General features: G+C 48.1%; 16 protein-coding genes. 13 read left to right on the forward strand and 3 right to left on the reverse strand.

Going from position 1 to position 25047, the window contains the following annotated elements; genetic code table 11:
* Positions 1–61 precede the first annotated feature (61 nt).
* Complete coding sequence (locus tag ACJJIR_RS21760; RefSeq protein WP_444906810.1) at positions 62–1060, reverse strand: hypothetical protein; 999 nt, start codon at positions 1058–1060, stop codon at positions 62–64.
* A 23-nt stretch (positions 1061–1083) separates the two neighbouring features.
* A complete protein-coding gene (locus ACJJIR_RS21765) occupies positions 1084–2430 on the reverse strand; it encodes a methyltransferase (protein ID WP_413663866.1) in 1347 nt (448 codons plus the stop codon).
* A gap of 409 nt (positions 2431–2839) precedes the next feature.
* Here ACJJIR_RS21765 and ACJJIR_RS21770 point away from each other — a divergent pair, with 409 nt between their 5' ends.
* From ACJJIR_RS21770 to ACJJIR_RS21790, 5 genes are read left to right on the forward strand one after another with little or no spacing between them, the layout of a single operon-like run.
* Positions 2840–4069 carry an NAD-dependent epimerase/dehydratase family protein gene (locus ACJJIR_RS21770; protein WP_444906811.1) on the forward strand — a complete coding sequence of 410 codons (1230 nt, stop codon included), beginning with the start codon at positions 2840–2842 and terminating at the stop codon, positions 4067–4069.
* Positions 4070–4084: 15 nt separating this feature from the next.
* Positions 4085–5062, forward strand: coding sequence for an NAD-dependent epimerase/dehydratase family protein (locus tag ACJJIR_RS21775; RefSeq protein WP_444906812.1), 978 nt, complete (start codon positions 4085–4087; stop codon positions 5060–5062).
* On the forward strand, positions 5052–8183 hold the full coding sequence (locus ACJJIR_RS21780) for a glycosyltransferase family 4 protein (RefSeq protein ID WP_444906813.1): 3132 nt from the start codon (positions 5052–5054) through the stop codon (positions 8181–8183). Before ACJJIR_RS21775 ends, ACJJIR_RS21780 begins: the two co-directional genes overlap by 11 nt.
* Before the next feature lie 13 nt (positions 8184–8196).
* A complete protein-coding gene (locus tag ACJJIR_RS21785) occupies positions 8197–10299 on the forward strand; it encodes a glycosyltransferase (RefSeq protein ID WP_444906814.1) in 2103 nt (700 codons plus the stop codon).
* A complete protein-coding gene (locus tag ACJJIR_RS21790; RefSeq protein WP_444906815.1) occupies positions 10296–11534 on the forward strand; it encodes a glycosyltransferase family 2 protein in 1239 nt (412 codons plus the stop codon). The genes ACJJIR_RS21785 and ACJJIR_RS21790 overlap by 4 nt, the downstream gene beginning before the upstream one ends.
* 70 nt (positions 11535–11604) lie before the next feature.
* Here ACJJIR_RS21790 and ACJJIR_RS21795 read toward each other — a convergent pair whose 3' ends face one another.
* Complete coding sequence (locus tag ACJJIR_RS21795) at positions 11605–14958, reverse strand: amidohydrolase family protein (protein WP_444906816.1); 3354 nt, start codon at positions 14956–14958, stop codon at positions 11605–11607.
* A 226-nt stretch (positions 14959–15184) separates the two neighbouring features.
* On the opposite strand from ACJJIR_RS21795, the gene glmU reads away from it, so the two are divergent.
* The 8 genes from glmU (at position 15185) to ACJJIR_RS21835 (ending at position 24824) form a co-directional block, all read left to right on the forward strand.
* Positions 15185–16546 carry a bifunctional UDP-N-acetylglucosamine diphosphorylase/glucosamine-1-phosphate N-acetyltransferase GlmU gene (gene glmU / locus ACJJIR_RS21800; RefSeq protein WP_413663859.1) on the forward strand — a complete coding sequence of 454 codons (1362 nt, stop codon included), beginning with the start codon at positions 15185–15187 and terminating at the stop codon, positions 16544–16546.
* Positions 16547–16671: 125 nt separating this feature from the next.
* Entirely contained in the window at positions 16672–17763 is a 1092-nt protein-coding gene (pdhA, locus tag ACJJIR_RS21805; RefSeq protein WP_444906817.1) for a pyruvate dehydrogenase (acetyl-transferring) E1 component subunit alpha, read from the forward strand.
* A complete protein-coding gene (locus ACJJIR_RS21810; protein WP_444906818.1) occupies positions 17763–18758 on the forward strand; it encodes an alpha-ketoacid dehydrogenase subunit beta in 996 nt (331 codons plus the stop codon). The genes pdhA and ACJJIR_RS21810 overlap by 1 nt, the downstream gene beginning before the upstream one ends.
* A complete protein-coding gene (locus tag ACJJIR_RS21815) occupies positions 18755–19972 on the forward strand; it encodes a dihydrolipoamide acetyltransferase family protein (RefSeq protein ID WP_444906819.1) in 1218 nt (405 codons plus the stop codon). The genes ACJJIR_RS21810 and ACJJIR_RS21815 overlap by 4 nt, the downstream gene beginning before the upstream one ends.
* Positions 19973–20091: 119 nt before the next feature.
* Entirely contained in the window at positions 20092–20916 is an 825-nt protein-coding gene (locus tag ACJJIR_RS21820; protein WP_444906820.1) for a DeoR/GlpR family DNA-binding transcription regulator, read from the forward strand.
* A gap of 2 nt (positions 20917–20918) precedes the next feature.
* A complete protein-coding gene (gene glmS / locus ACJJIR_RS21825) occupies positions 20919–22748 on the forward strand; it encodes a glutamine--fructose-6-phosphate transaminase (isomerizing) (protein WP_444906821.1) in 1830 nt (609 codons plus the stop codon).
* A gap of 24 nt (positions 22749–22772) precedes the next feature.
* Positions 22773–23651, forward strand: coding sequence for an alpha/beta fold hydrolase (locus tag ACJJIR_RS21830; protein WP_444906822.1), 879 nt, complete (start codon positions 22773–22775; stop codon positions 23649–23651).
* 156 nt (positions 23652–23807) lie between these two features.
* The gene (locus tag ACJJIR_RS21835; RefSeq protein WP_444906823.1) at positions 23808–24824 is read left to right on the forward strand and encodes a zinc-binding alcohol dehydrogenase family protein; all 1017 of its coding nucleotides are present in this window, start codon (positions 23808–23810) and stop codon (positions 24822–24824) included.
* Positions 24825–25047 lie beyond the last annotated feature (223 nt).

Below are 25047 nucleotides of genomic sequence, written 5' to 3' on the forward strand. Positions count from 1 at the left end.
TTGAACTAAAAGGTCAGAAATTATACTTCTGACCTTTCTAATTTATCCCAAATACTAGTTTTCAACTAAAAATTCCGCTTTTTATTTGCCGAACAGCTCTGTTGAATCGAAAACGATCATTTCTGTCTATAGAAGTATTTTCATCCATCATATGCTCATAATCACTTTCAACTACTTTGAGATAATCTAGTGCTTCATCTTTATCCCCCTTCATTGCAATAAGATATGAGCGAGACAAGCACATTCTTAATTTGTGAGTATCTGTTAGATGTTCTTTAGGATGATTATCGTGGAGCTTCAAGCATTCCTCTAGGCTAGCTTCGATGAATGGGTCGTATTCAGCTACTTCCTTAGGAATTGGTTTTTTACACTTATAGATTGAACTTGAGAATACTTGCCCATACCAGTCGAAATAATCTTCAAGATATCCCATGGTTACTTTAATCCATGGTAAACGATCAAAGAAAAAATCTTGATTAATGAAAAATGATTCGCCCTCAATAAGCTTTGGCATAAACTCTGCTGAAACATGTTTATTTAGGTCCTGAGTTTTACATACATCAATAAAACAAATTTCAATTGGATTATCAGGCCAGGAAAACTCATTAAAATCACCGATATTTAGTTCAATCAATGATTGAAATGGAGAAATACTATTTTCTAGTATTGGAACAAAAGATTCACCAAACTTATAGGTTAGTGAGTCACACTCCCAAACACGATCCGAACCATTTGCAGGTTTAGGTAGAAAACCCAATTCATAACTACTAATAGGTTTACTATCCAATATATTTGAGTTTCTGTTGTTTGAAAAATCTGAGTTACTCATCAACCCATGTGCGAGAGAAACCACAGATGCTCCCATAAAGCTTCCGGCATCAACAATATACCCTTTTTGCTGAAAGTTTTTTGACGCCAATGAATAGAGTAATTTACGTTCCGCAATCGAAACCATCCCTGGTGTCTCAAATACGCTCTGGGGGACTTCAGTTTTAGAGAATGAAATTTCTGGGTGTACATAACAACCCCTTGCAATTTCCGCATCATCAATTTCGTACATTATTTTGCTCCGGAAATAATTGATTACTTAGCGTAAGCTACACAAAAAACAACATTTGTCTTCATTTCATCCAGTGTAATATCAGGAATTTCTTCTCTTACCCTGGTCTCTATTTCCGGAGTTAAACGCTCTAAAACATTACTATGGGAAGGCTGTAGTTCCCAGGTTTCGATATTAAAATACTTACGTGTTAATGCGCGTAATTCATCGATTCGAATGCGATTTAGATGTGTGTGTAAATAGTGGTCATGTGGCAAATGGCGGACAATATTAATATGGTTCCAATCACAAAACTTAAGATGATCTGGATTCCCTTCATCCAAAACTGATGGATTATGAGGAGGCATATGGTGCCCACTCCAGCCATAAAAGTTGTGATGCAGAAATATAATTTTCCCTCCTTTGGTTAACAGCCCCGCAATATCCTCGAATACACCCTCAATTTCCAATAGGTGCTCAGTGACATTGTGAAGGCAAACCGTATCAAAGGTCTTTATACCGACGAGATCGCGGGTAGAGCACTGGCGTAGATCAATATCCGGGATCAAATCCATGATGTCCTGGCCGGACATTGGAGCGTTAACCCACTTTCTTATCCTTTTATTGCGAACCCTCCTGGAGTCTAAAGACATTGCTGGGTCTACACCGGTATAACTGTTTGCTCCAGCACAGAGGTAGCCCATGGCATAGCCGCCAAAACCACAACCGACATCTAAAACATTGCACCCTTGTACATATTTATGTAATTTTCTTGGCCATGAGCAGTAGCCGAGTTCAACGGCACTAGTGATGAGATCCGAATCAAAATTCTTCAGTGCGTGGCGTATATTAGTGCAGTTGTGGAAAAATGCGATTTTAGCCTGTAATTCATGATTGTCCCAATCTTCTAAAGGTTCTATTTTCTTCAGTTGTTTTGCTGCCTTTGAGCGGGAAAGTTTTGAAAATGCAGGGTGAGAACGGGAAGTGTCTAAAATTTCAATCGCTTCCCTGGCGTTATTTTCGATTCGTATCAGTTTGACTTGGTCAAAGACTTTCAGAGCTCGTTTATGTTCTGGGTTGCACTTGATTGCTATTTTTATATCTTTTTCAGCTTGATCTATGTCTCCTTTAGCTATATTTAGCATAGCGGAGATTATTCTCATGCCTACATGGTGTGGATGTCTTGAGATGAAGGTCAGCGCATACTTATCACAATTTAGAATCGAACCATTTTTTGATTCGGCATAGCACAGAAAATAAGTAGCCGGATGAAAAGGGTTGAGATCGGCAATTGGACGCAATAACTCTCTCGCCAGGTCTATTTCTCCAGCTAATGCAGCTTGCTTCCCTTGTTCAAAGTTATCCAGCTGATTGATTTCTAAAGTAGACATTTAATTTTCCAAGTAATGGTAACCAGGTTTTTTGGCGTGGATATTGACTTGCATGCTGCAAATAGGTGCAGTTGCGCTCGATTTAAATCAAATATAATAAGATTGCTTATTATTGAGTACATGCTCGCAGCTAGCACTGATTTTCTTAAGCTATGAAAATATTCATAAATGTGAAAGTTGGAGCTGTCAAATAATAAATTTATTTTCTCTGAGAAAACTATTCAAGGTGCAATCTATAAAAGTTGGCGCGGATGCTAACTCGTATAATCGGTAAAGCTGGAAAGCCTGTGTTATAAATTGGATTTTGTAAGATTCACGTTATCCAATTAAGCAGCAGACGATAACACCTCAATCCTGAATAAATTGATCTGCCAACGGCCTGGTTGGCAAAACTTGTGGAGGTGGCTCTTTGAAACTGATAATAGTCGGTGGCGATGGCTTTTGTGGATGGCCAACCTCATTACATCTGAGTAATTTAGGTCATGAAATTATTATTATTGACAATTTTTCTAGAAGAAAAATTGATAGTGAGCTCAATGTAGAATCATTGACACCGATTCGAGAACTGAAAGAGCGTATTGATACCTGGTTTGAATTAACGGGAAAGGCTATTCGCTTTGTCGAGTTGGATGTTTCCCAGAAATTTAACGATCTTGTAAATCTCCTAGAGGAGGAAAAGCCAGATAGTATAGTTCATTTTGGTGAGCAGCGCGCTGCGCCCTATTCGATGAAAAGCAGCGCTACTAAAAATTATACGATCGCTAATAATATTTGTGGTACTCATAATATTCTCAATGCGATTGTAGAGACGCAGCTTGATATTCACTTGGTTCACCTCGGTACAATGGGAGTGTATGGTTACGGCCATGAGGAGCCCATACCAATACCTGAAGGTTACTTGGATGTAAAAATAGAGACAGTTGATAATCGTCAAATTTCAGACTCCATCGTTTACCCGCCTAATCCCGGCTCCATTTATCATATGACCAAGACGATGGATTCGCAGATGTTCCAGTATTATGCGAAAAATGACAGGCTTCGTATTACCGATCTTCACCAGGGGATTGTTTGGGGAACGCAGACTGAACTCTCTAGTCTGGATGAGCGTCTGATAAATCGTTTTGATTATGACGGGGACTACGGCACAGTCCTAAATAGATTTCTAATGCAAGCGACTGTCGGTTTCCCACTGACTGTTCATGGCACAGGTGGTCAAACTCGTGCATTTATCCATATCTCTGATACTTGCAAATGTATTGAGCGGGCACTTTTACATCCACCGGAACTCGGTGAACGGCCACTGATTCTCAATCAGATGGCGGAAACGCAAACACTTTCCGATCTTGCACAATTAGTTCAATCACTGACAGACTGTGAAATAAGTTATCTGCCAAACCCTAGGAAGGAGGCAGAGAGAAATGATCTCAATGTAAAAAATGATTTACTTCGTTCATTTGGATGGCAGCCGATTCTTATTAAAGATAGCCTTCTGCAAGAAATTACAGATATAACAATGCAATATCAAGATCGGGCTGATCATACAAAAATACCTTGCGTTTCCTATTGGACACAAGGTAATAAACTAGCCGATATTTCCTATCGGGAAAAAACTAGTGAAGTTACAGAAACCATTTCTTAGTGGGTAGCTTTAGCTATGTCTACGCGAATCCTTATTACTGGTGGATGTGGATTTATAGGTTCAAATTTAGTCAAATATCTCAATGCTTTGAGTTTATATGACGAAATTTTAGTTTTAGATAATGAGGTCACTGGCACTACTGCAGCATTAGCCGGAATACCTCATCAATTTATCAGAGGAGATGTTAGAAATCAGCGGGATGTAGATGAGGCAGTAAAGCATGCTGATGCTGTTATACACTTAGCTGCAGATACACGTGTTATTAATTCAATAAATAATCCAGTCTATAACTTTGAAGTAAATGTACAAGGGACAGTCAATCTTCTGGAAGCGATGCGAAGGTATGAGGTTAAACATCTCATTAATGCTTCTACAGGTGGGGCGATCATTGGAGAAGCTGATCCACCAGTACACGAATTAATGCCAGTGAATCCCGCATCGGCTTATGGTGCGTCTAAGGCTGCAGCAGAGGCCTACTGTTCTGCATATTCTCAAAGTTATGGATTATCAATAACTTCTTTACGATTCTCTAATGTTTATGGTCCGCTTTCCTTTCACAAAGGAAGTGTGATAACAGCCTTTATTAAAAATATTCTGAAAGGACAGGTCTGTGATGTCTACGGAGATGGCTATCAGACTAGAGACTTTATTTTTGTAGGCGATCTCTGCCAGGGAATAATTAGGGCTCTGGAAAAGAGAGAAAATGGGGTATTTCAGCTGGGTAGCGGCCAGCCGACGTCAATTAACGAAGTAATTAGTTTACTAAGGGATGTCTCGGGCTGCCATGAAGATCTTGAAATAGCTAACCACCCTTTCAGGGCAGGTGAAGTGCGCCATAACTATACGGATATTACTAAAGCAAAACAGTACTTGGGCTTTAGGCCGGAGGTATCATTAAGGGACGGTATTCAAATTACATGGGATTACTTTGTCAATAAGGAGGATGTTCTGAAGCCTAGCCTCTCGCAGAGGGCCCTACAGAATGCAGATTGACAAATTTTCAGTAGAATCATTCCCTGATTTAAATGCTTATGCAGGTTTTGAGTCGGACCAGAAGCTCAGAGTTTGTATAGCCACAGAAGAAATCCTAGGTCCGGTGAGAAATGGAGGGATTGCTTCAACCTACTATCACCTAGCGAAAGGACTGGCAGCACATGGGCATGAAGTACATGTGCTCTACTTAAAAGGTGAAACAGTTGAGAATGAAACACCTGAGTATTGGGTTGAGGAATATTCCAATTTTGGTGTTTCACTGCACTATTTGGTGCACACGGATGAAACAATAATTGGCCCCTCACAGGGTTGGCAGCGACGATATAGTGCGGCATACCGCTGGTTAATTGAACAGAGACATTTTGATGTTATCCACACTTCCGAATGGCGAGGTGGATTAATTTATGCGTTGATGGTTAAGAAGTTGGGATTGGCGTTTAAAGATACATTATTTATTGTAAAGACATCGTCCCCGCACCTCTGGAATCGCCATTATCAAATGCAGCCATTGGTAAAAAGGGAGCTGTTACCAGCGAGTTTTGCTGAGCAGAAATGTGTTGAATTTGCCGATATGGTAATTGGTGGTAGCGCACATCTACTTTGCTTTATGCGCTATGTCGGCTATAAGCTGCCAACATCAACTTATGTTCAGCCAAATATTCTCGATTTTTCTGAAGTTCCCGTTGATGATAAACGCATTAATCGACAGCCTGGTGATGTAGTTCGCACTAACGAATTGACCTTCTTTGGTCGTTTGGAAATGCGGAAGGGATTGGAGCTCTTTTGTACCGCTCTGGATTTACTTGAGCGGACGGGGACTTGTCCTACCAGAGTTAATTTCCTAGGTAAATATGGTGAAGCCTTACCTAATCAAAACAATGAGAAGGTTGCGGACTATATTGAGCGAAAAGCATCTACTTGGAGTTTTGAAGTCAATTGCATCACAGATTATAACCAGCCGGAAGCTCTCTCGTTTTTATGTTCCAGGGATATGATAGCGGTAATGCCCTCCCTGATTGAAAACTCCACCATGGCAGTATATGAAACACTAGAGAATAATATTCCTTTTATTGCAACGCGAGTAGGGGGAACTCCAGAGCTTATCGCAAAAGAAGACCATGAAAGTTGTCTTATCGCACCCTACGCATTTGAGCTTGCGAAAAGGCTAGCAGAGGTACTGAAGAATGGGCATAAGATTGCGCATTCCAGTTTTGATAACAATTATAACCTTCAAGTTTGGTATGGTTTTCATGCCTACTTAGCAGATCTTTTTAAGCAGTATAGTGGCGCTGAAGCGATCACCAAGATTACAGGCTCTCCCACCTTAACAGCTTCTAATGAGATGGAGCTACCGACCCTAGAAGTGGTTGTTCTATTGCGGGATACTGAGAGTGTTATGGAGTTTTCTGAGGCACTTTTAGTTGATAGACCCGACTCCATCAAATTTTTATTAATTGATCCCTATCTTGAAAATATTGCTGAGAGAGCTTCTAACTTTCTATTGGAAGCCGGTCTCAATTGTAGTTTGGTGGATTTCATTGGATTTCCAGCAGGGATTGCACTGGCAAAAAGTCTTTCTGAAAGTACTCTAGATGCTTGCATTCTCTGTGATGGTACATCCTCTCGATTAGGTGGAAAATTTTGTGGTGAGTTACGCAAAACTCTTCAAATAAATCATGAATTCATAATCACTAGCTTTTTATCTCTACCTGAAAACAAGGTGGTAATGCCGATAGGTGGAGATATCGTCTCTGAGATCAGCTTTGGAAATGCAATAGGCACAAATATTATTTGTATCCCAAAACTGGTATCAAGCAATGTGGGGTCAATACTCCCTTATGATATTCGCTACGGTTTAGTACAAGAATATATTTTAAGGGCGAACAAAGAATTTGGGTTTGAATTGATGGTTATTCCTGAGTGCCATCTTCGTAGTGATTACTATTTAGAGGAATTGGAAGAATCTCGAAATAACGCTAACTCTGTCTACCTTCGCTCAATGTCGTTGATTGAAAATGATAATATTGCCTATCGTAAACTAGCCCTTCTTCCTTCAGCTCAGCCTATTGGAGCTAAATTAAGACCAGCACTTTATCGGGATAAGAATCGTTTGGATGAGGAACCTGTGTGGCTTTTACATGCCGACCGGCCTCGTAAAATGAAAAATCGTAATCCGAGGGTAGTTGTTGGTTTGGACGAGAGAAATTCCCATTTGCTCTGTGTAGCCAAAGGTCCGGGAAATAGGCAATTAATTGTTAATGGCGAGCCCCAATCAATTTCTTTGGAGCTACAAGATAATGAACTTACTTTACATAGATTCCCAATTCCAGATAAATGGGAAGAAGGTGAAAAATTTAATATTAAGTTTCTGTTAGAAGATCAAGAAATGACTTACACCCGTTTTATACGGGTTATAAAACTATCTAAAAATGTATTTGCAGCTATCTCTGGAAGTCCAATACTTAATGAGGTAGCTGTTGAGGAGATATTTAACCAAAAATATACCTGGAGTTTCTTCTCTAAAACAGAAAATAACACACCTGAAAACATTCAAGGGATAGATACCGAAGATACCACTTTATATGGGCAAGATCACGCAGAGGTAGGAGAGTTTGTAGACAAGGATTATACAGTAGAAGGTAAGGATGAGCCTGAACATGATATTGCAAAAATTATCCATGAGCAGGGAAAAATCAATGAAACTGAATTTAAACCCAAGTTTAGTTTTCAGGCTGTGATTCAAAAATCAGGTACTACCTTGCAACGTATATTTAAGGGATATACTGGCTCACCTATTAAGGGGTCAATTCCACCACGAGAGCTTTTTGCACTCGATCCACGGGTTCTTGAGGGATGGGCATGGGATAGAAGCAATATAGCTAAAAATTTAGTGATTGTCTTAGAGGTAAACGGAAACATTGTAGCTGAAGCCACGGCGAATCGTTATGTGGAACGTTTCGGTACTCGAAACCCGAAACTAGCTTGGTATGGATTCCGGTTCTCATTAACACCTGAAATAAAGCAGGAAAACTCAGAGATTACCGTACGTGTTAAGGAAAATGGACTTGTCTTACGAAATGGTCGATTGCGTTATCTTAAACAAATGCTAGTTGCGATCTAAGGTGGCTTGAATAATGAAAGAGCTTCACGAGGATTTACGCCTTGAAGCTGTTCAGAAACCTAAACGTATATGCATCCTAACGGAGGATATGTTTGGTCCAATAAAAAATGGTGGCATTGGAACGGCTTACTTTCATTTGGCTGTTTTTCTACAGAGATCTGGTCACAAAGTCACCATCTGTTTCGTTAATGGTCTAGCAAAAAATCCTGTGAAAATGAAAATCACAAAAATTTTTTTTGCAAAACTTAATGTTGAATTTCATGGTGTTGCACCGCAGGCACTAGCTAAAACGACAATGGCTCGCACTATGGCAATGCCCTATGCAGCCTATGAGTGGCTCAAGAGAAATGATCGCTTTGATATTGTCCATGTTTCAGAATGGCGTGGAATGGGTTATATAGCATTACTTGCCAAGAGTCTTGGTATTGCATTCCAAGATATACATTTTGCTGTTAAAGGTTCTTCCCCAACACTCTGGTCTGCCGAAGGTAATCAACAATTCCTTAAAGAGGAACGGCAATTGGGGTGGGTATTTATGGAGCGTAGAAGTGCTGAGATGGCAGATACTCTGATCTGTGGGAGTCAGCATTTAGTCTGCTGGATGAAAAATAATAAATACCGCCTGCCTGAGCGCAGTTACTATTGGCCAAATGTATTTTTGGACGATCTATTACCTGATAATGAAGCCATAAAAAATAGTAACTTAGAGACAAAAGAATGGGTGTTTTTCGGGCGTCTTGAACCTCGTAAGGGGATTATTCTTTTTGTGAATGCATTAAACACTCTTGCTAAAAGAGGGGTTAGATTACCATCGATTACTTTTTTGGGAGGACACTCTTATCGATTTGATGCGCGAAAATTCATAGAGGAAAACCAGAAGCATTGGAGTACAGAAGTCTCATTTATAAGTGATTGTAATGCTATACAGGCTGTAGAGTATTTGAGTGGAGAAGGACGTTTGGCTGTGATCCCAGCTTTGTTAGAGAATTCCCCGATTTCTGTCTACGAATGCCTTGCAACTAAAGTACCATTTATTGCTGCTGATACTGGTGGTACTCGAGAGTTACTTGATGACGAAAATGGAAAAAAAATCCTCTTTAAGCCAAATCATATTGCTTTAGCGAGAAAGTTAGAATTACATGCAAAGAAACTGCCTGCGCCGGGTATAAAACACCAGAGGCTTAAGAAGTCGTTAGATGTATGGAATAAATGGCATGGCCAAGAGCATTCAATTATTAAAAACGCCCGATCTTCCAATAGACATGATCCCTTGGTTTCTATATGCGTAACTCATTTTGAGCGTCCAGACTTTCTCTATCAAGCGTTAAAAAGCATTAAAGATCAGACTTATAAGAACATAGAAGTTATTGTGGTTGATGATGGTAGCCATTCACAAGAAGCGCTACACGCGCTGGAAATTATAGAAAGTCACTATCAGAAGAATGGATGGCAGTTTGTATACCAGGAAAACCGATATGTAGGGGCTGCTAGAAATACTGCAGCACAAAATGCAAGTGGAGATTATCTACTTTTTTTTGACGATGACAATGTCATGATGCCGGAAATGGTAGATAAGTTGGTAAGCGCGGCAACTTTTGCAGATATTGATTGCCTGACTTGTAGCTCTATCCGATTCAGCGGCAAGGGGGCACCTAATACTCCAGAAGGTAAGCTCGGAACTCAAATTCGTTTTATGGGGCCAGCTAGAGCTTGGGCAACGAAAGTAAATATAGTCGGTGATGCGACGTGTCTGATAAAAGCTTCTAAGTTTAGAGATCACGGAGGTTATACAGAGAGATATAGAACAGGTAAGGATGATATTGAATTCTATAGCAAGCTAATTTTAGCAAAGGAAAATGTATCCTATTATCCTGATCCTTTATATTACTATCGCACCGGTGACAACTCTATGAAATCCAGAAATCACCTTCAAGAAGAAGGGGATTTCAGGCAAATAAGTCCTTACCTTGAAGGGCTCGACTCGGAAGAGAAAAGCCTTCTACTACTAAGAAAACAGCAAAAAGATGCCAAAAAAAATAAAGGGGAAAAATATAAGCCAGGGTTTTTAAAGCGAACGATTCGAAAGCTGCGTAAATTCGCTAGGGTGAAAGTTTGAAAGTAGTTAAGTACATTGAAAGTGCTAGTGAAACACGCTTCCCCCTTATTTGTATCTTCCGTGATGAATTGGATATTCTCCCGGCTTTTCTCGACCACTACCGGTCTTTAGGTGTGACATGTTTCCACCTGGTGGATACGGGAAGTAGCGATAACTCGGTAAGCTATCTACTGAAGCAGAATGATGTCCAGCTATACGAAGTTGATTGTGGCTACCCCCAGGCAAACGCAGGTGTAGATTGGGTTAACAGAGTTGCCCGGGACTACTGTCAGGGAAAATGGACTCTTGTGGTAGATGCTGATGAATTTCTCTGGTTACCTGAAATTTTAGGTAAAGCTTCACTGAAGGTTACGACTCAACTTATGCAGAGTGAATTAGCTTTTGCTCTATATACTCCACTAATAGATTTCTTTAGTGACAACCTTCAAGGGAATACATATGACATAAGAAATCTTTCTGAGTTAATGGAATCAACGCCTAACTATGTATCTTATAAAAACTTTAAGAAAAAAAGCATATTAGCTTTTCCTTTTTTTGAAATTCGCTCCAAAGCCAGAGCGCAAATATCTGGCATTTCTGATTATTTTGTTAAATCTTATAAAATTCCGTTGGTTTATTGGCGGACGGGTTTTCAATATTTACGTTCAACCCACTCATGTACGCCGGTTCCTCTCAGTAAAAATTGCGCTCATCTTCTCCATTTCAAATTCCGGTCCGGCTTTCAGCAAAGGCTTAGTCGGGAATTGCAGAACCCTGACCGGATGAATGCTGATGTATATCGCATTTCCAAGGCCATCATTAAAAATCAGATAACTATCCCGCAATACACATCGGATCTGCGCAAGATAGATGGATTCGGGGAAAGCGATTGGCTAACAAAGATGGATTTTGATACTGATTGGCAGAATGAAAATAAGTCCAAAAGCCACTATTTCGAACTGCTCACACAGCAAAAGATAGCCTCGGAGAGCTTTCTCGCCGATAACTTAAACCGTATAACCAAGTCTTTTAGTTGGCGACTGAGCCGGCCTTTACGCAGATTTCTGTTTCATCGGGGCATATTGCGACACGATCACTATCCAGAAAGGCTCGACCAGGATCATCCATTAGTGGATCAGACGATTGCCATCTATGAGTCATTTTGGTGGCTGGTTACGGGAATCTTTAGACTGCCTGTCGCAATCTATCGCGCCATTCTCTGGCATAAGCTGGGAGGACGTCGCCGGACCAGGTAGGGCTTTATACAAAAAAGGCCGGGGAGGTTTGTCCCCGGCCTTTTGTTTGCATCTCAGTTTGTGCCTGAGGTTAGTGTACCCAGTGGTGTCGTTCCATCTTCTCCTGTACCGCTTCCGCCGTAGGAGCGGGCATAGCACTGATAGGCAGGCGTTCGTGGAAGAATGCCAAGCGTTCGCCAGCCCCTACTTCGTTCATGGTTTCCGCCTCAAACACACGGCCATTAATTACCGTGTAGGTAATGTTCTCTGACAGGCGCAGGTTATCCAAGGGGTTGCCGTCAACCACGATCAGGTCAGCCAGCTTACCAGCCTCAATGCTGCCGATATCACCGTCCATACCCAGGTAGCGGGCACCATCGATGGTACCGGCGCGGAAGGCTTCCCAGGGAGTAAAGCCGCCCTGCTCCATCATCCACATTTCCCAGTGGGCTCCAAGCCCTTCGCGCTGGCCGTGGGCGCCGATATGTACGGTGACACCTTCGTCGCGCAGCTGCTTGGCCTGACGGGCCACATTAAAGTGGTTGTAGTGGGCATCCGGCGCAGTGGGGCGACGGATAGAGCGGGGGTTAACGATAAAATCGGGGGTAAAGCGGGTCAGGCGCTCGTTCTTCCATACCTCCGTGCGGTCATACCAGTACTCCTCACCCCAGAGACCGCCGTAGGCCACGACGAAGGTCGGTGTATAACCCACTTGGGTTTGGCTCCACAGCTGCTCCACATCGCCGTAGACATTGGCGATCGGCAGTGAGTGCTCGATACCGGTGTGCCCGTCCACAATCATGTTCATATTGTGCTGGTACTTACCGCCGCCCTCGGGCACTACCATAATGCCGGCTTCGCGGGCTGCCTGCAGCACTTGCTGGCGCTGGTCGCGGCGGGGCTGGTTGTAGCTCTTCACCGAGATGGCGCCCATTTCCTTGAGGCGGTTCACGTGGAACTGAGCGTCCTCCAGGGAGTTGATCTTGGCTTTGTAGCCTGGACCTTTGGCGCCATAGAGGATGGTGCCGGTGGAGAAAATACGCGGCCCAGTAATCAGGCCGGCCTTTTGCATTTCAGCGGCGGAGAAGATCTCGCTGCTGTCATTGGAGGGGTCGTGAATAGTAGTCACTCCAAATGCCAGGCTGGAGAACAGGTTCCAGTTCTGCTGCGGGATAATTTCTTCGCGACCCTGAGCACCGTGGGCATGAGCGTCAATAAGCCCCGGTAAAACGGTTTTGCCGGTGATATCGATACGCTTCGCTTCCGTGGGAATCTCCACTTCCGCTGCGGGTCCCACGGCGACAATGCGGTTGCCCCGGAACAGAACCACACCATTGTCGATAATTTCACGGGTGTTTTCCGCATCGCGCATAGTGACAACCTTGCCGCCGGTGAGGGCAACGAGACCTGCGCGATTGTCGAAGGACTGTTCAAAGCTCAGGTCGATGCCTTCAGAAACTGGCTCTGGCAGTTCCTCCGGAGCGCCGGCGACAAATTCGAAGGCATCCTTCAGTTCACGCTCGAACAGTTTGGGGCCGTGTGCCCAGCCCAAAGTATCGCTATCGGCAGACCAATGCAGGTTTTCACCGGCGCGCTTGGATACCTGGGTGACTTTGACTGCTTTGCTATCGGGGCCGATAACCTCGGATTTGCCGGTATGCATAAAGGGCGCGACAAAGGCTTTGAAGTCCTGGGTGAAGGCAACCCACTTGCCGTCCGGAGACAGGCGGAAGGAAGTAATCTCAGCGCCGTGCAGGTGCTCGCGCTCATCCTTGCCTTCCAGGTTGGTGCTCTTCAGCACGCGCTTGCCGCCGTCAGCGTTTTGGTACTCGGAGAAGTAGATACGATCTTCGCTGGCGCCGAAATGAGGCTCATAGCCAGACTTTACGACCCGGCGTTGCCAGTCGCCGTCGGCGTCTGCCAGGTAAATGCCCGGTTCCAGGGAGTACTCGGGGCTGAGCAGATAGCCGCCGGTAAAGCGACGGTAGGCCACAGCGTCACCACTTGGAGAAAAGCTTGGTTCAACGTACAGGCCCGGCTGCTTGGTGATGTTTTTACCGCGACCGTTGCGAGCGGAAACTACCCTCACATGGCCCAGGTTTTGGTCGTCCCAAGAGACATAGGTGATCTCGCGACCATCGCGGGACCAGCTGGGATAGAACTCAAAGTGGTCGTCCTGGCGGGTCAGACGACGACGCTCACCACTGGCGACATCCTGAATATAAATCTTGCCCAATGCCTGGAAAGCGACCTGCTTGCCGTTGGGGGATTTCTGCGCCCAGCGAATCATCTTCACATCGAAGGTTTCCGGCGCTACGTCTACCGGGAAGCGCACCGCATCCGCTACCTGTTTCTCAACTTTCACATGGGCCGCAATCGGTGCGACGCTGTCGCCGTTGATGGAGATGCGCAGGAATTTACCGCCAGTCCAAACGACCAATGACTCACCATCGGGCATCCAGTCGTATTGAACGTAGTTGCCATGGGGCCCAAAGATTTCCTGCAGGTCGCGTTCGAGGCCGGAGTAAACCGGAGTTTCCAGTCCTGTGTCCAAATCTTTCAGGAACAGGGAGGTCTGGTTGTCCTGGCGGCGAATAAAGGCCAGTTTACTGCCATCCGGGGATGGTACAGGTGCCACTGCGCCACCGGGACCGGAGACAAAGGTCTCCTCTTCACCATCCTGGAGGTCATAGCGGTTGATGGCAAAAATTTCCTGGGTGGAGTTTTTGTTGTACTTCCACACGGTGCCGGGGGTGGTATCGATGGAGTAATAGACATAGCGTCCATCTGGAGAGAAAGCTGGATCGGCAATATTTTTCTGGGCGATATCGCCACCGATGCGCTCTTTCAGTTGGCGACCTTCACCCCCACCGTAGTGGTACATCCAGATTTCACCGGCGGGGATACTGCGGCCAGACATAAAGCCTTTACGCGCTACCAGGTACTGGCCATCGGGGCTCCAGTTGGGCGAGTGCAGCAAGTTTTCCTTTTCTGTCGTGAGCTGGCGAAGGTTGTCGCCATTGCGATCCATCAACCAGATGTTGTCGGCGCCGTCACGGTCGCTGATAAACACGATGGTCTTGCCATCCGGGCTGAAGCGCGGCTGCATATTCCAGGCGATTTCATTGGTCAGGGCTACCGCCTCGCCGCCTGCTACCGGCACTGTGTAGATATCGCCGAGCATATCGAACAGGATGGTTTTGCCATCTGGGCTGATATCCAGGTTGCTCCAGGTGGTCTCGCGGGTGTCCAACTGGATCGGTTTGAATTCGTAGGGTGGCTTGTTGATATCCCAGGATTGGGCTTCCGCCTTTTCTACTTCCTTTTCTTTGGTAGCTTCGAGAGCGCTTTCGGCTTCTGCCGCAGCACCCATCGGCAGGGTCAGTGCCAGGACAGCCAGAGCCAACAAATGGTGGCGCGGCTTGTTCTGCTTGGTGGTGTTCATTGAAATATCCCTCCGCCCGATTCTGTGTTTGGCGGCTATATTTGTTTTGTTGGGTTGAGTAACCGGTTGATTTCACAGGGGGTAAATTACCGGGATCAAAGCGGCGCAGCAATCTTAATGCGTTGAATACCAGGGCCCCGGGGCGAACTGTTGTTCGCTTGAGTAAACCGGGTCTAGTGGCCACAATGCACTCAAATTTTGTAGACGATTGGAATATCGACCCGTTATGACTATCGATGTTGTGATTTTGGCCGCTGGAAAAGGCACCCGCATGCACTCTGACCTGCCTAAAGTGCTGCATCCTATTGGCGGTATTCCCATGCTTGAGCGGGTAATTGATACCGCCATGTTGTTGGGAGAGGTACAGATTACCGTGGTAATCGGGCATGGCGCAGACCTGATACGTGACCGCTTTGCTGATCGTGGTGTCAGGTTTGTGGAGCAGGAACAGCAATTGGGTACCGGGCATGCCGTGGCCCAGGCGGTGCCCTATTTCCGCGAAGGAGCCACCGTTTTGGTGCTCTATGGTGATGTGCCTCTGGTCAGGGCCGGCAGTTTGCAATCACTGCTATCGGCAGCGGATCACGGACCTGCCCTGCTGTCAGTTGAAATGGCCAATCCCGCCGGTTACGGGCGTATTGTGAGGGATAACAGCGGCTGTGTGCAGTCGATCGTTGAGGAAAAGGATGCCGATGCGGATACCCTGGCTATCCGTGAGGTCAATACCGGCATTTTGGCGACTCCTGGAGCACTGTTGGCTCGCTGGTTACCGGAGTTGTCCTGTGACAATGCTCAAGGTGAATACTACCTGACCGATATTATCGGTCGTTCGGTCAGTGAGGGGATTCCTGTAACGGGAGTAATTGCCAGTGATCCGCTGGAAGTGGCGGGAGTAAATAGCCGTGCGCAGCAGGCACAGATGGAGCGCGCTTTGCAGCATAACCATGCGACCAGTCTTATGAATGCGGGGGTGACTTTATTGGACCCCATGCGTATAGATGTTCGCGGCAGCCTGGAGTGCGATACCGATGTCTCTATCGATATTAACTGCATTTTCGAAGGGACAGTTTCACTGGGTAAGGGGGTACAAATTGGACCTAATTGCCTGCTAAAAAACTGTCGCCTGGCAGATGGCACCAAGGTAGAGGCCAATTCCATTATCGAAGGCGCTGAGATTGGTGAGGCTTGCACTATTGGTCCCTTTGCACGTTTGCGTCCGGGCACAGAGCTGGCCACTGGTGCCAAGGTGGGTAACTTTGTCGAAACCAAAAAAGCCAAAATTGGTGAGGGCAGTAAGGTTAATCATCTCTCTTATGTCGGTGATGCCCTGGTGGGCGAAGCGGTCAATATCGGTGCTGGCACCATTACCTGTAATTACGACGGTGTGAACAAGTCCCTGACCGAGATCGGCGACAATGCCTTTATAGGTTCTAACACAGCTCTGGTAGCCCCAGTAACTGTGGGCGCCGGAGCCACAGTGGGTGCTGGCTCCACCATTACCCAGGCTGTGGGGAGCAAAGAGTTGGCGGTAGCGCGTAGCAAGCAGCGCAATATTAACGGCTGGCAGCGTCCGACCAAGAAAAGCTAAATAACCCTTACCGTAATTGGATTGCCCCTCGGAAACTATAATTCCGGCGGGCCTTCCCTCTCCACGCCTGTTGATAGCCACCCTATCCATTAAACTTGCGCTTCGGGAACAAAAGGAATGGCCCGATGCACAAGCCCAGATTACAGCTGCTTGCCAGTTTTGATATTGCTTCGCTGCAATATTTGGATGAACAGGGACAGACGACCCAAGCCCTACCGGAATTTGCCACCCCGGATACCCTGATTGCTTACTACCGCCAGATGACGTTGGCTCGTATGGTGGATGATCGCGCGGTAAAAATGCAGCGTACCGGTCAACTTGGCACCTATCCCTCCAGCCTCGGCCAGGAAGCTATTGGTGTTGGTCTCGCAGCCGCCATGGCCAAAGAGGATATCTACTGCCCCAATTACCGGGAGACAGGCGCTCTTCTGGAGCGGGGCGTTACTATCGAGGAGATCTACGCAATCTGGGGGGGCGATGAGCGGGGGCAGAACTTTCGCCATAGCCGCGAAGATTTGCCCTTGAGTGTGCCTATAGCCACCCAGATGTTGCACGGTGCCGGTGTAGCCTTTGCCCTGAAATATAAACATGAGCATTTCGGTGAACCCATGCGCGTCGCTGTTTCGACCGGCGGCGATGGATCTACTTCGCGGGGAGACTTTTACGAGGCGATAAACCTGGCTGGGGACTGGCACCTGCCTCTAGTGATCGTTATCAACAACAATCAATGGGCCATTTCCCTACCGCGAGATGAGCAAACTGCCTGTAAGACTCTGGCACAGAAGGCTATTGCCGCCGGCATACCCGGCTTGCAGGTAGACGGCAACGATGTGATTGCCGTTCGTGAGGCGGTGGGTGATGCCGTGGAGCGGGCGCGCAGTGGTGCTGGCCCAGCTCTGATCGAGGCGATTAGCTATCGCCTGTGTGACCACACCACCGCCGATGATGCCAGTCGCTACCAGCCCAAAAAAGATGTCAGTGAAGCCTGGTCCCGAGAGCCTTTGCGGCGCCTGCGATCCTACCTGGAAAACTGCGGTGCCTGGGATGATGCGCAGGAAGAAGAGATGCAACGGGAGCTGACACAGAAGCTGGAGAGAGCGGTCCACATCTACCGGGAAACCCCCAGAGATGCCGCCACAGCAATATTCGACCACCTCTATGCAAAGTTGCCGGAGCCTTTTCTGGAGCAGTATCAACAGTTGCAGGGAGATAGCTAATGGCTGAGATAACTTTGGTCGAGGCTGTCACCCAGGCTCTGGCTTACGAGATGCAAGCAGACCCGATGGTGGTTCTATTTGGTGAAGATGTTGGTCTGAACGGTGGCGTATTTCGCTCAACCGAGGGGTTACAGGCCAGGTTTGGCCGGGACCGGGTGATGGATACCCCCCTGGCCGAGACCATGATTGCCGGAATGGCTGTCGGTATGGCGGTGCAGGGCCTGCGACCGGTGGCTGAATTCCAGTTTATGGGTTTTATCTATCCCGGTCTCGATCAGATCCTCAGCCACGCCTCGCGCTATCGCAATCGCACTCGCGGCCGCCTCTCCTGTCCGATTGTCTATCGGGCCCCCTATGGAGGTGGAATCCATGCACCGGAGCATCACTCCGAGAGCACTGAGGCCCTGTTCGCCCATATTCCAGGTCTGCGCCTTGTGGTGCCCTCCTCTCCTGCACGGGCTTACGGTTTACTATTGGCGGCAATTAGAGACCCGGACCCGGTCATTTTCCTGGAGCCCAAACGTATTTACCGAGCCGTTCGCCAGGAAGTGCCCGACACTGGCGAGGCTCTGCCACTGGATCGCGCCTTTGTGTTGCGGGAGGGCCGCGATATAACGCTTATCGCTTGGGGCGCTTCCCTCAAAGAGACCCTGCAAGCCGCAGAGCAGCTCGCAGAGGAAGGGGTAGAGGCTGAGGTTATCGACCCGGCCACCCTGAAACCCCTGGATATCCACACGGTAATAGACTCCCTGGAGAAAACCGGGTGCTGTGTCGTTGTGCACGAGGCGGCCAGGTTCTGTGGCCTGGGTGCCGAGGTGATCGCACAGATTAATGAGTATGCCTTCGATCTTTTAAAGGCACCGGTACAGAGGGTGACCGGTTTCGATACAGTGATGCCCTACTATCAACTGGAGGATGAGTATCTACCCGGAGTGCCGCGTATTTTGTCGGCCGTACAGGAAGTGCTGGACTACGCCAACGGAGGGCCACAATGAAGACTTTTACCCTTCCGGATCTCGGTGAAGGTCTGCCCGATGCGGTAGTGCGGGAGTGGCATGTCAGAGAGGGAGATACCATAGCTGCCCATGAAACTCTGGTGACAGTGGAAACCGCTAAGGCCTTGGTGGAAGTGCCGGCTCCTTGGGGCGGCACTATTGAGAAGCTATTTGCGGCAGTGGATGAGACCGTGAATGTTGGCGATCCCCTGGTGGGATTTATGGCCGAGGGAGAAGTCGCAGATGAAAGCCCGCCCACTCAAGCTGAAGAATCGGAACAAGAGACTAGTCCTCGGGCCGACAGCGGTACGGTGGTGGGAAAAATAGAGCAAGGGCAAGGTGTATTGGGGGCTGAGCGGGGGCCGGAGGTGGGCTTAAAGCGCCTGGCCACCCCGAGAGTACGGGCCCTGGCCAGGCGTTTGGGGGTAGATTTACAGTCAATATCACCAGCGGGTGCACTGGTAACGGAAGCCCAGGTACTTACTGCGGTGGGGCCGGGAACAAAGCCCAAAACTGTGGCGAAGGGGCAGCATCCATCACCTGTCCGCGCTTCTGCCGTACAAACTACAGCCGTTGCACCCCAATTCGATTCTGAGTCCGAAGTCATGACGCCTGCACGTCGCGCAATGGGTTTGTCCATGAGCCGAGCGCGAGATGAGGTAAAGCAGATAACGCTGTGTGACGATGCGGATATTTCCAACTGGTGGGGTAGTGCTCCGGCGCTGCTGAGATTGATTCGTGCAGTACAGGAAGCTTGTGAGGCGGAACCTACCCTCAATGCCCTGTATCAGGATGAGAAGCTGGCGCCGCAGGGCAGTATCAATATTGGCTTAGCAGTGGATTCTCCACGAGGACTCTATGTGCCGGTACTCAGGGATGTCGCCCAGCGTACTGATGAAGATCTGCTCCAGCAGGTGGCGGACTTTAAGCACCAGGCCCGCGAGACCGGAATCGCCCAGCGAGACCTTCAGGGGGCAAGCATACTTCTCTCCAACTTCGGCTCCATAGCCGGTCGCTATGCCACCCCAGTAGTCATGCCGCCCACTGTTGCCATTGTCGGTGCCGGGAGGGTGTGCCAGGGAGTTGTGGTGGTCAATCGATGGCCGGCACTTCGCCCCTTACTCCCTCTCTCTATCAGTGCCGATCACCGGGCCGTTACCGGTGGAGAGTTGGCGCGCTTTCTTCAGACAATGTTGGAAACTTTGTCCCTCTAACAGCCTGAGTGAGTCCTATACCGGTATTTAATCAGTTGAGTAATGGTTATTGATAAAAGTTGTGGGAACTTTAGTTTCGTTTTGCTATCTTTAAGTTTCGAAATGAAACTTATCTGCCTATGTCCAAACGCAACACCCAACAGCGCCGCCACGGTATTCTCCACTTGCTAAATGAAGTAGGAGAGACCACTGTCGAGCAATTGGCGCGGCAGTTCGGAACTTCGGAAGTTACGATTCGAAAGGATCTGACGGCAATGGAAAATCACGGCTTGTTGCTGCGCCGCCACGGTGGTGCTATCCCGGTGCCGAGGGAGTTGGTCAATGAAGAAGGGCCCTCTGGGAGTAAGCGGGCCATTGGTCGAGCCGCTGCTGAGCTGATACCGGATCACCACCGAATTGTGATCGATTACGGTCGCACCACGGCGGCAATGATTCCTGAGCTTGAAAGCAAGCGCGGCCTAGTGGTGATGACTAACTCGCTGCATGTGGCCAATGCACTGCGCGAACTTGAAAACGAACCGACGCTGTTGATGACCGGAGGCACCTGGGACCCACACTTTGAGGCCTTCCAGGGGCAGGTTGCAGAACAGGTACTGAGAGGATACGACTTCGATCGCGCTTTTATTGGTGCCGATGGAATCGATTTGCAACGCGGCACCTGTACATTTAATGAACAAATTGGCCTCTCCCGCGTAATGGCGGAAGTTGCGCGGGAAGTGGTTGTACTGGCGGAGTCCAGTAAAGTGGGGAAGCGGATTCCCAATCTGGAATTGTCCTGGGAGCAGGTCGATATCTTGGTAACTGATGATGGCCTGGCGGACGCCGTGGGCCAAAAACTGGAGCAGCTGGGTATCCAGCTCATTTGTGCCGCTGAAGACAGGAGCAGAGGCGCTCAGCCTGAAATGTTAATGGGCGGCGAGACTCCCGGGTTAATGAGGAAATAATTATGTGCGGAATCGTAGGTGCGCTGGCACAGCGCAATGTGACGGGGATTCTTCTGGAAGGGCTGCGCCGTTTGGAGTATCGCGGTTACGACTCAGCCGGAGTCTGCTTAAGCAGTGGAGATGGCCAGCTGCAATTGCGCAAAAGCCTGGGCAAGGTCGCAGATTTGGAAGCCAAATTAAGTGAGGAAAGCGCCGAGGGCCATATTGGCATTGCCCATACCCGTTGGGCTACTCACGGTGTTCCCTCCGATGAAAATGCCCATCCCCATCTGTCAGGCCATATCGCTCTGGTTCACAACGGCATTATCGAAAACCATCAGGAATTGCGTTCAGAGCTTCAGGGAAAAGGTTATGAGTTTGAGTCTGAAACCGATACTGAAGTTGTGGTTCACCTTATTCACTCATTAAGTTCTGAGGGCCGCAGCCTGGTCGACTCTGTGACTGAAGCCACGCATATACTGGAAGGTGCCTACGCCCTCGCGGTGGTTAGTCATGAAGAGCCGGAAGTTTTGGCCTGTGCCCGCTCTGGTAGTCCGCTGGTCCTTGGAGTGGGTATTGAAGAGAACTTTATTGCCTCTGATCCTATGGCCCTGCGCCAGGTGACTGATCGCTTTATATTCCTCGAAGAGGGCGATGTGGCGGAAGTGCGTCGCGGTGGCATCGCAGTTCGAGACAAGTTGGGAGAGGAAGTCAGTCGCCCGGTGCACAAGTTGACCGGCGGTCATGAAGCTACCGATAAAGGGCGCTACCGCCACTTTATGCAGAAAGAGATTTTCGAGCAGCCCCAGGTGGTCGCAGCCACTCTGGCGGGCCGTATCGGTGAGCGCTCAGTGTTGGCCCAGGCCCTTGGTGCCCGCGCCCAGGAGATTTTGCCCAAGGTGCAGCAGGTACAGATAGTAGCCTGTGGCACCAGTTACCATGCGGGAATGGTAGCCCGCTATTGGCTGGAGGACTGGGCCGGTATTCCCTGCTCGGTGGAAGTGGCCAGTGAACTGCGCTACCGCAAGAAAGTGGTGCGCCCGGGAACCCTGTTTGTGAGTATTTCCCAATCCGGGGAAACGGCTGATACCCTCGCCGCCCTGCGCCAGGGCAAGGACCTGGGCTACCTGGCCTCCATGACCATCTGCAATGTGCCCAACAGCTCATTGGTGCGAGAGTCTGAGCTATCGCTAATGACTGAGGCGGGCCCTGAGATTGGTGTGGCCTCGACCAAGGCCTTTACGACCCAATTGGTAGCATTACAACTGTTCTGTATCGCCCTCTCCAAGGTCAACGGCCTGTCGGCGGAGCGTGAAGCTGAGCTGGTCAGCGCCTTGCACCAGTTACCTGAGCTAATGGAGAGTTTTACCGGTCTGGATAAGGTGGTTAAAAACACCAGCAAGGCCTTTGCAGAGAAGAACCACGCGCTTTTCTTGGGGCGTGGTGTCGAATTCCCCATTGCTCTGGAGGGCGCTCTAAAGCTGAAGGAAATTTCCTATATCCACGCGGAGGCCTATCCCGCCGGCGAATTGAAGCATGGCCCCCTGGCACTGGTGGACGGCGATATGCCCGTGGTTGTCGTTGCCCCCAATGATGAGCTGCTGGAAAAACTCAAATCCAATTTGCAGGAAGTGCGTGCACGGGGTGGGCAACTGTTTGTTTTCGCCAGCCCCAAGGCCGGATTTACCAGTGAAGAAGGTATTACCGTGGTGGAAGTTCCAGATTCCCCAGAGAGTCTGGCGCCGATTCTCTACACCGTGCCGCTGCAGCTATTGAGTTACCATGTGGCGTTGCTGAAAGGTACTGATGTGGATCAACCCAGAAACCTGGCTAAATCAGTCACGGTTGAATAACTGTTCACCTGCCGCAAAAGGTTTATGCACAAGCGAGTAAAGCTGTGTGAATTTACTACCTCTGATAGCGTCACCCTGCGCTATCTAGAGGCCGGCAGCGGCCCCATATTATTGATGCTACACGGCTGGTCCCAGGGGGCGGTGTTGTATAAACATCAGCTCACTGGGCTCAGCGATCAGTTTCGTGTGATCGCGCTGGATATGCGTGGTCATGGTCAGTCTGACAAGCCCAATCATGGCTATCGAATTTCCCGCCTCGCCAAGGACTTGCAAGAGCTGATCTCAAGTCTGCAACAGGAACCCCTTCATTTACTCGGCCACTCCGCCGGCTGCTCGGTGATATGGAGCTACCTGGAAATGTTTGGTGGGGATAGGGTCAGTGCACTAGTGCTAATTGATGAACCCCCCTGTCTACTGGCAGATCCCGCCTGGAGTGAAGCGGAGCGATTGGCCGCTGGAGGCATACTGACCCCGGAGAGCCTCTTCCAGTTTGTGGATAACTTGGTTGGAAAAAAAGGTGCTGAGGCCACCCGCCAAATTCTTATGTCTATGGTCACGCCTTTAATGGGGAAAACCCAACGGGATGAGCTGGTTGCGGTTAACCTGCAGTGTCCCCGTCGCTGGGCTGCAAAGCTTTTTGTGGATAACGTAACAAAGGATTGGCGGGATTTTATCCCCAGGATTGATAAGCCGACGCTAGTGGCTTTCGGTCGTGCCAGTCCACACCCAATAGAGTGCCAGCAGTGGATTCACCAGCAAATTGTGGGTTCCAGGCTTGAGATCTTTGATGTGGCGGAAGGAGGAAGCCATTTCCCGTTTCTGGAAGCGCCACACAGATTTAATGCCCTGGTGAGTAAATTCCTTCTCAAGTTTTCCACAGATAGCCATTTCCCCTCGCCCTAGTTTGGCTTTGTGGATAACTGTGGATAGAGTTATCCATAGTTACTGGAATTTAAAAAAATAATTGAAACAGCTTCTGCGAGAAGGCAGTTTCTCCTGTGGATATTCCTTTTTAAGATACCTTCACACCCGTTACCCCATTGGAAAAGGATAAAACTGATGATGAAGGCCGTCGGTTATCAACAGTCTCTGCCAAGCAGTGATAAAGAAGCGCTACAGGATATAACCCTCCCCATACCGCAAGTCTCCGGCCGGGATCTGCTGGTAGAAGTACAGGCCGTTTCAGTTAACCCGGTAGATACTAAAGTGAGGCAGCGGGCCAGCCCGGATACCGGTCAGTGGAAGGTACTTGGCTGGGATGCTGTGGGCATAGTGAAAGCGGTAGGCCCGGAAGCGGGACTCTTTAAGGTTGGCGATCGGGTTTGGTATGCGGGCGATATCTCCCGTTCCGGCAGCAATGCCCAGTACCAGCTGGTGGATGAGAGAATCGTTGGTACTGCTCCTAAGACGGTTGGCTGTGCCGAGGCGGCGGCGCTGCCTCTCACTGCGATTACCGCTTGGGAAATGCTATTCGACCGCCTGCAAGTTGCGGTGGGTAAAGGGGCAAACAACAAGACACTGCTGATCATTGGTGCCGCTGGTGGCGTGGGTTCAATTATGGTCCAGTTGGCCCGCCGTCTGACCAATTTGACTGTCATCGGCACTGCCTCCCGTCCCGAAACCAAAAGCTGGCTTGAAGAGCTTGGAAGCCACCATGTGATCAATCATCGTCAGTCTCTTAGCGAGCAGTTAAGTCGCGAGGGCATCGATGGCGTTGACTATGTCGTTAGCCTCACCAATACCGAAGACCACTTGGCGGAAATTATCAAAAGTATCAAACCTCAAGGAAAGTTTGGCTTGATTGATGACCCCGCCTCCTTGGATGTTATGGCACTGAAACAGAAGAGTGTGTCGCTTCACTGGGAGTTTATGTTTACTCGCGCGCTGTTTACTACTGAGGATATGGCTGCCCAGCATGTTCTGTTGAATGAACTTGCGGAATTAATTGATCAGGGATTAATTAAAACCACGATGGGGCAGAATTTTGGGAAAATAAATTCAAATAACCTGCTAAAAGCGCATCAGCTTATTGAATCTCAGGCCGCAAAAGGAAAGATAGTCCTGGAAGGTTTTTGATAGAGTAAACTCTCTCCTACTCAAAGTCATATCTATGACATCTGGGTGGGAATTTACTTTGAGTAAGCAGTCCTAATTATTCGATAAAAGAAACTAAGTGCAAGATACTTATTTTTCATTATTTGGCAGTAAATTTTTTCTTATATTTCTACCGGGCGAAAATAAACTGATAGAAAAGACATCAAAGTCACTTTTATATTTTTCCGCATTATGCAGTCACCAT

It is taken from the genome of Microbulbifer maximicatervae (SeqCode), assembly GCF_052467385.1.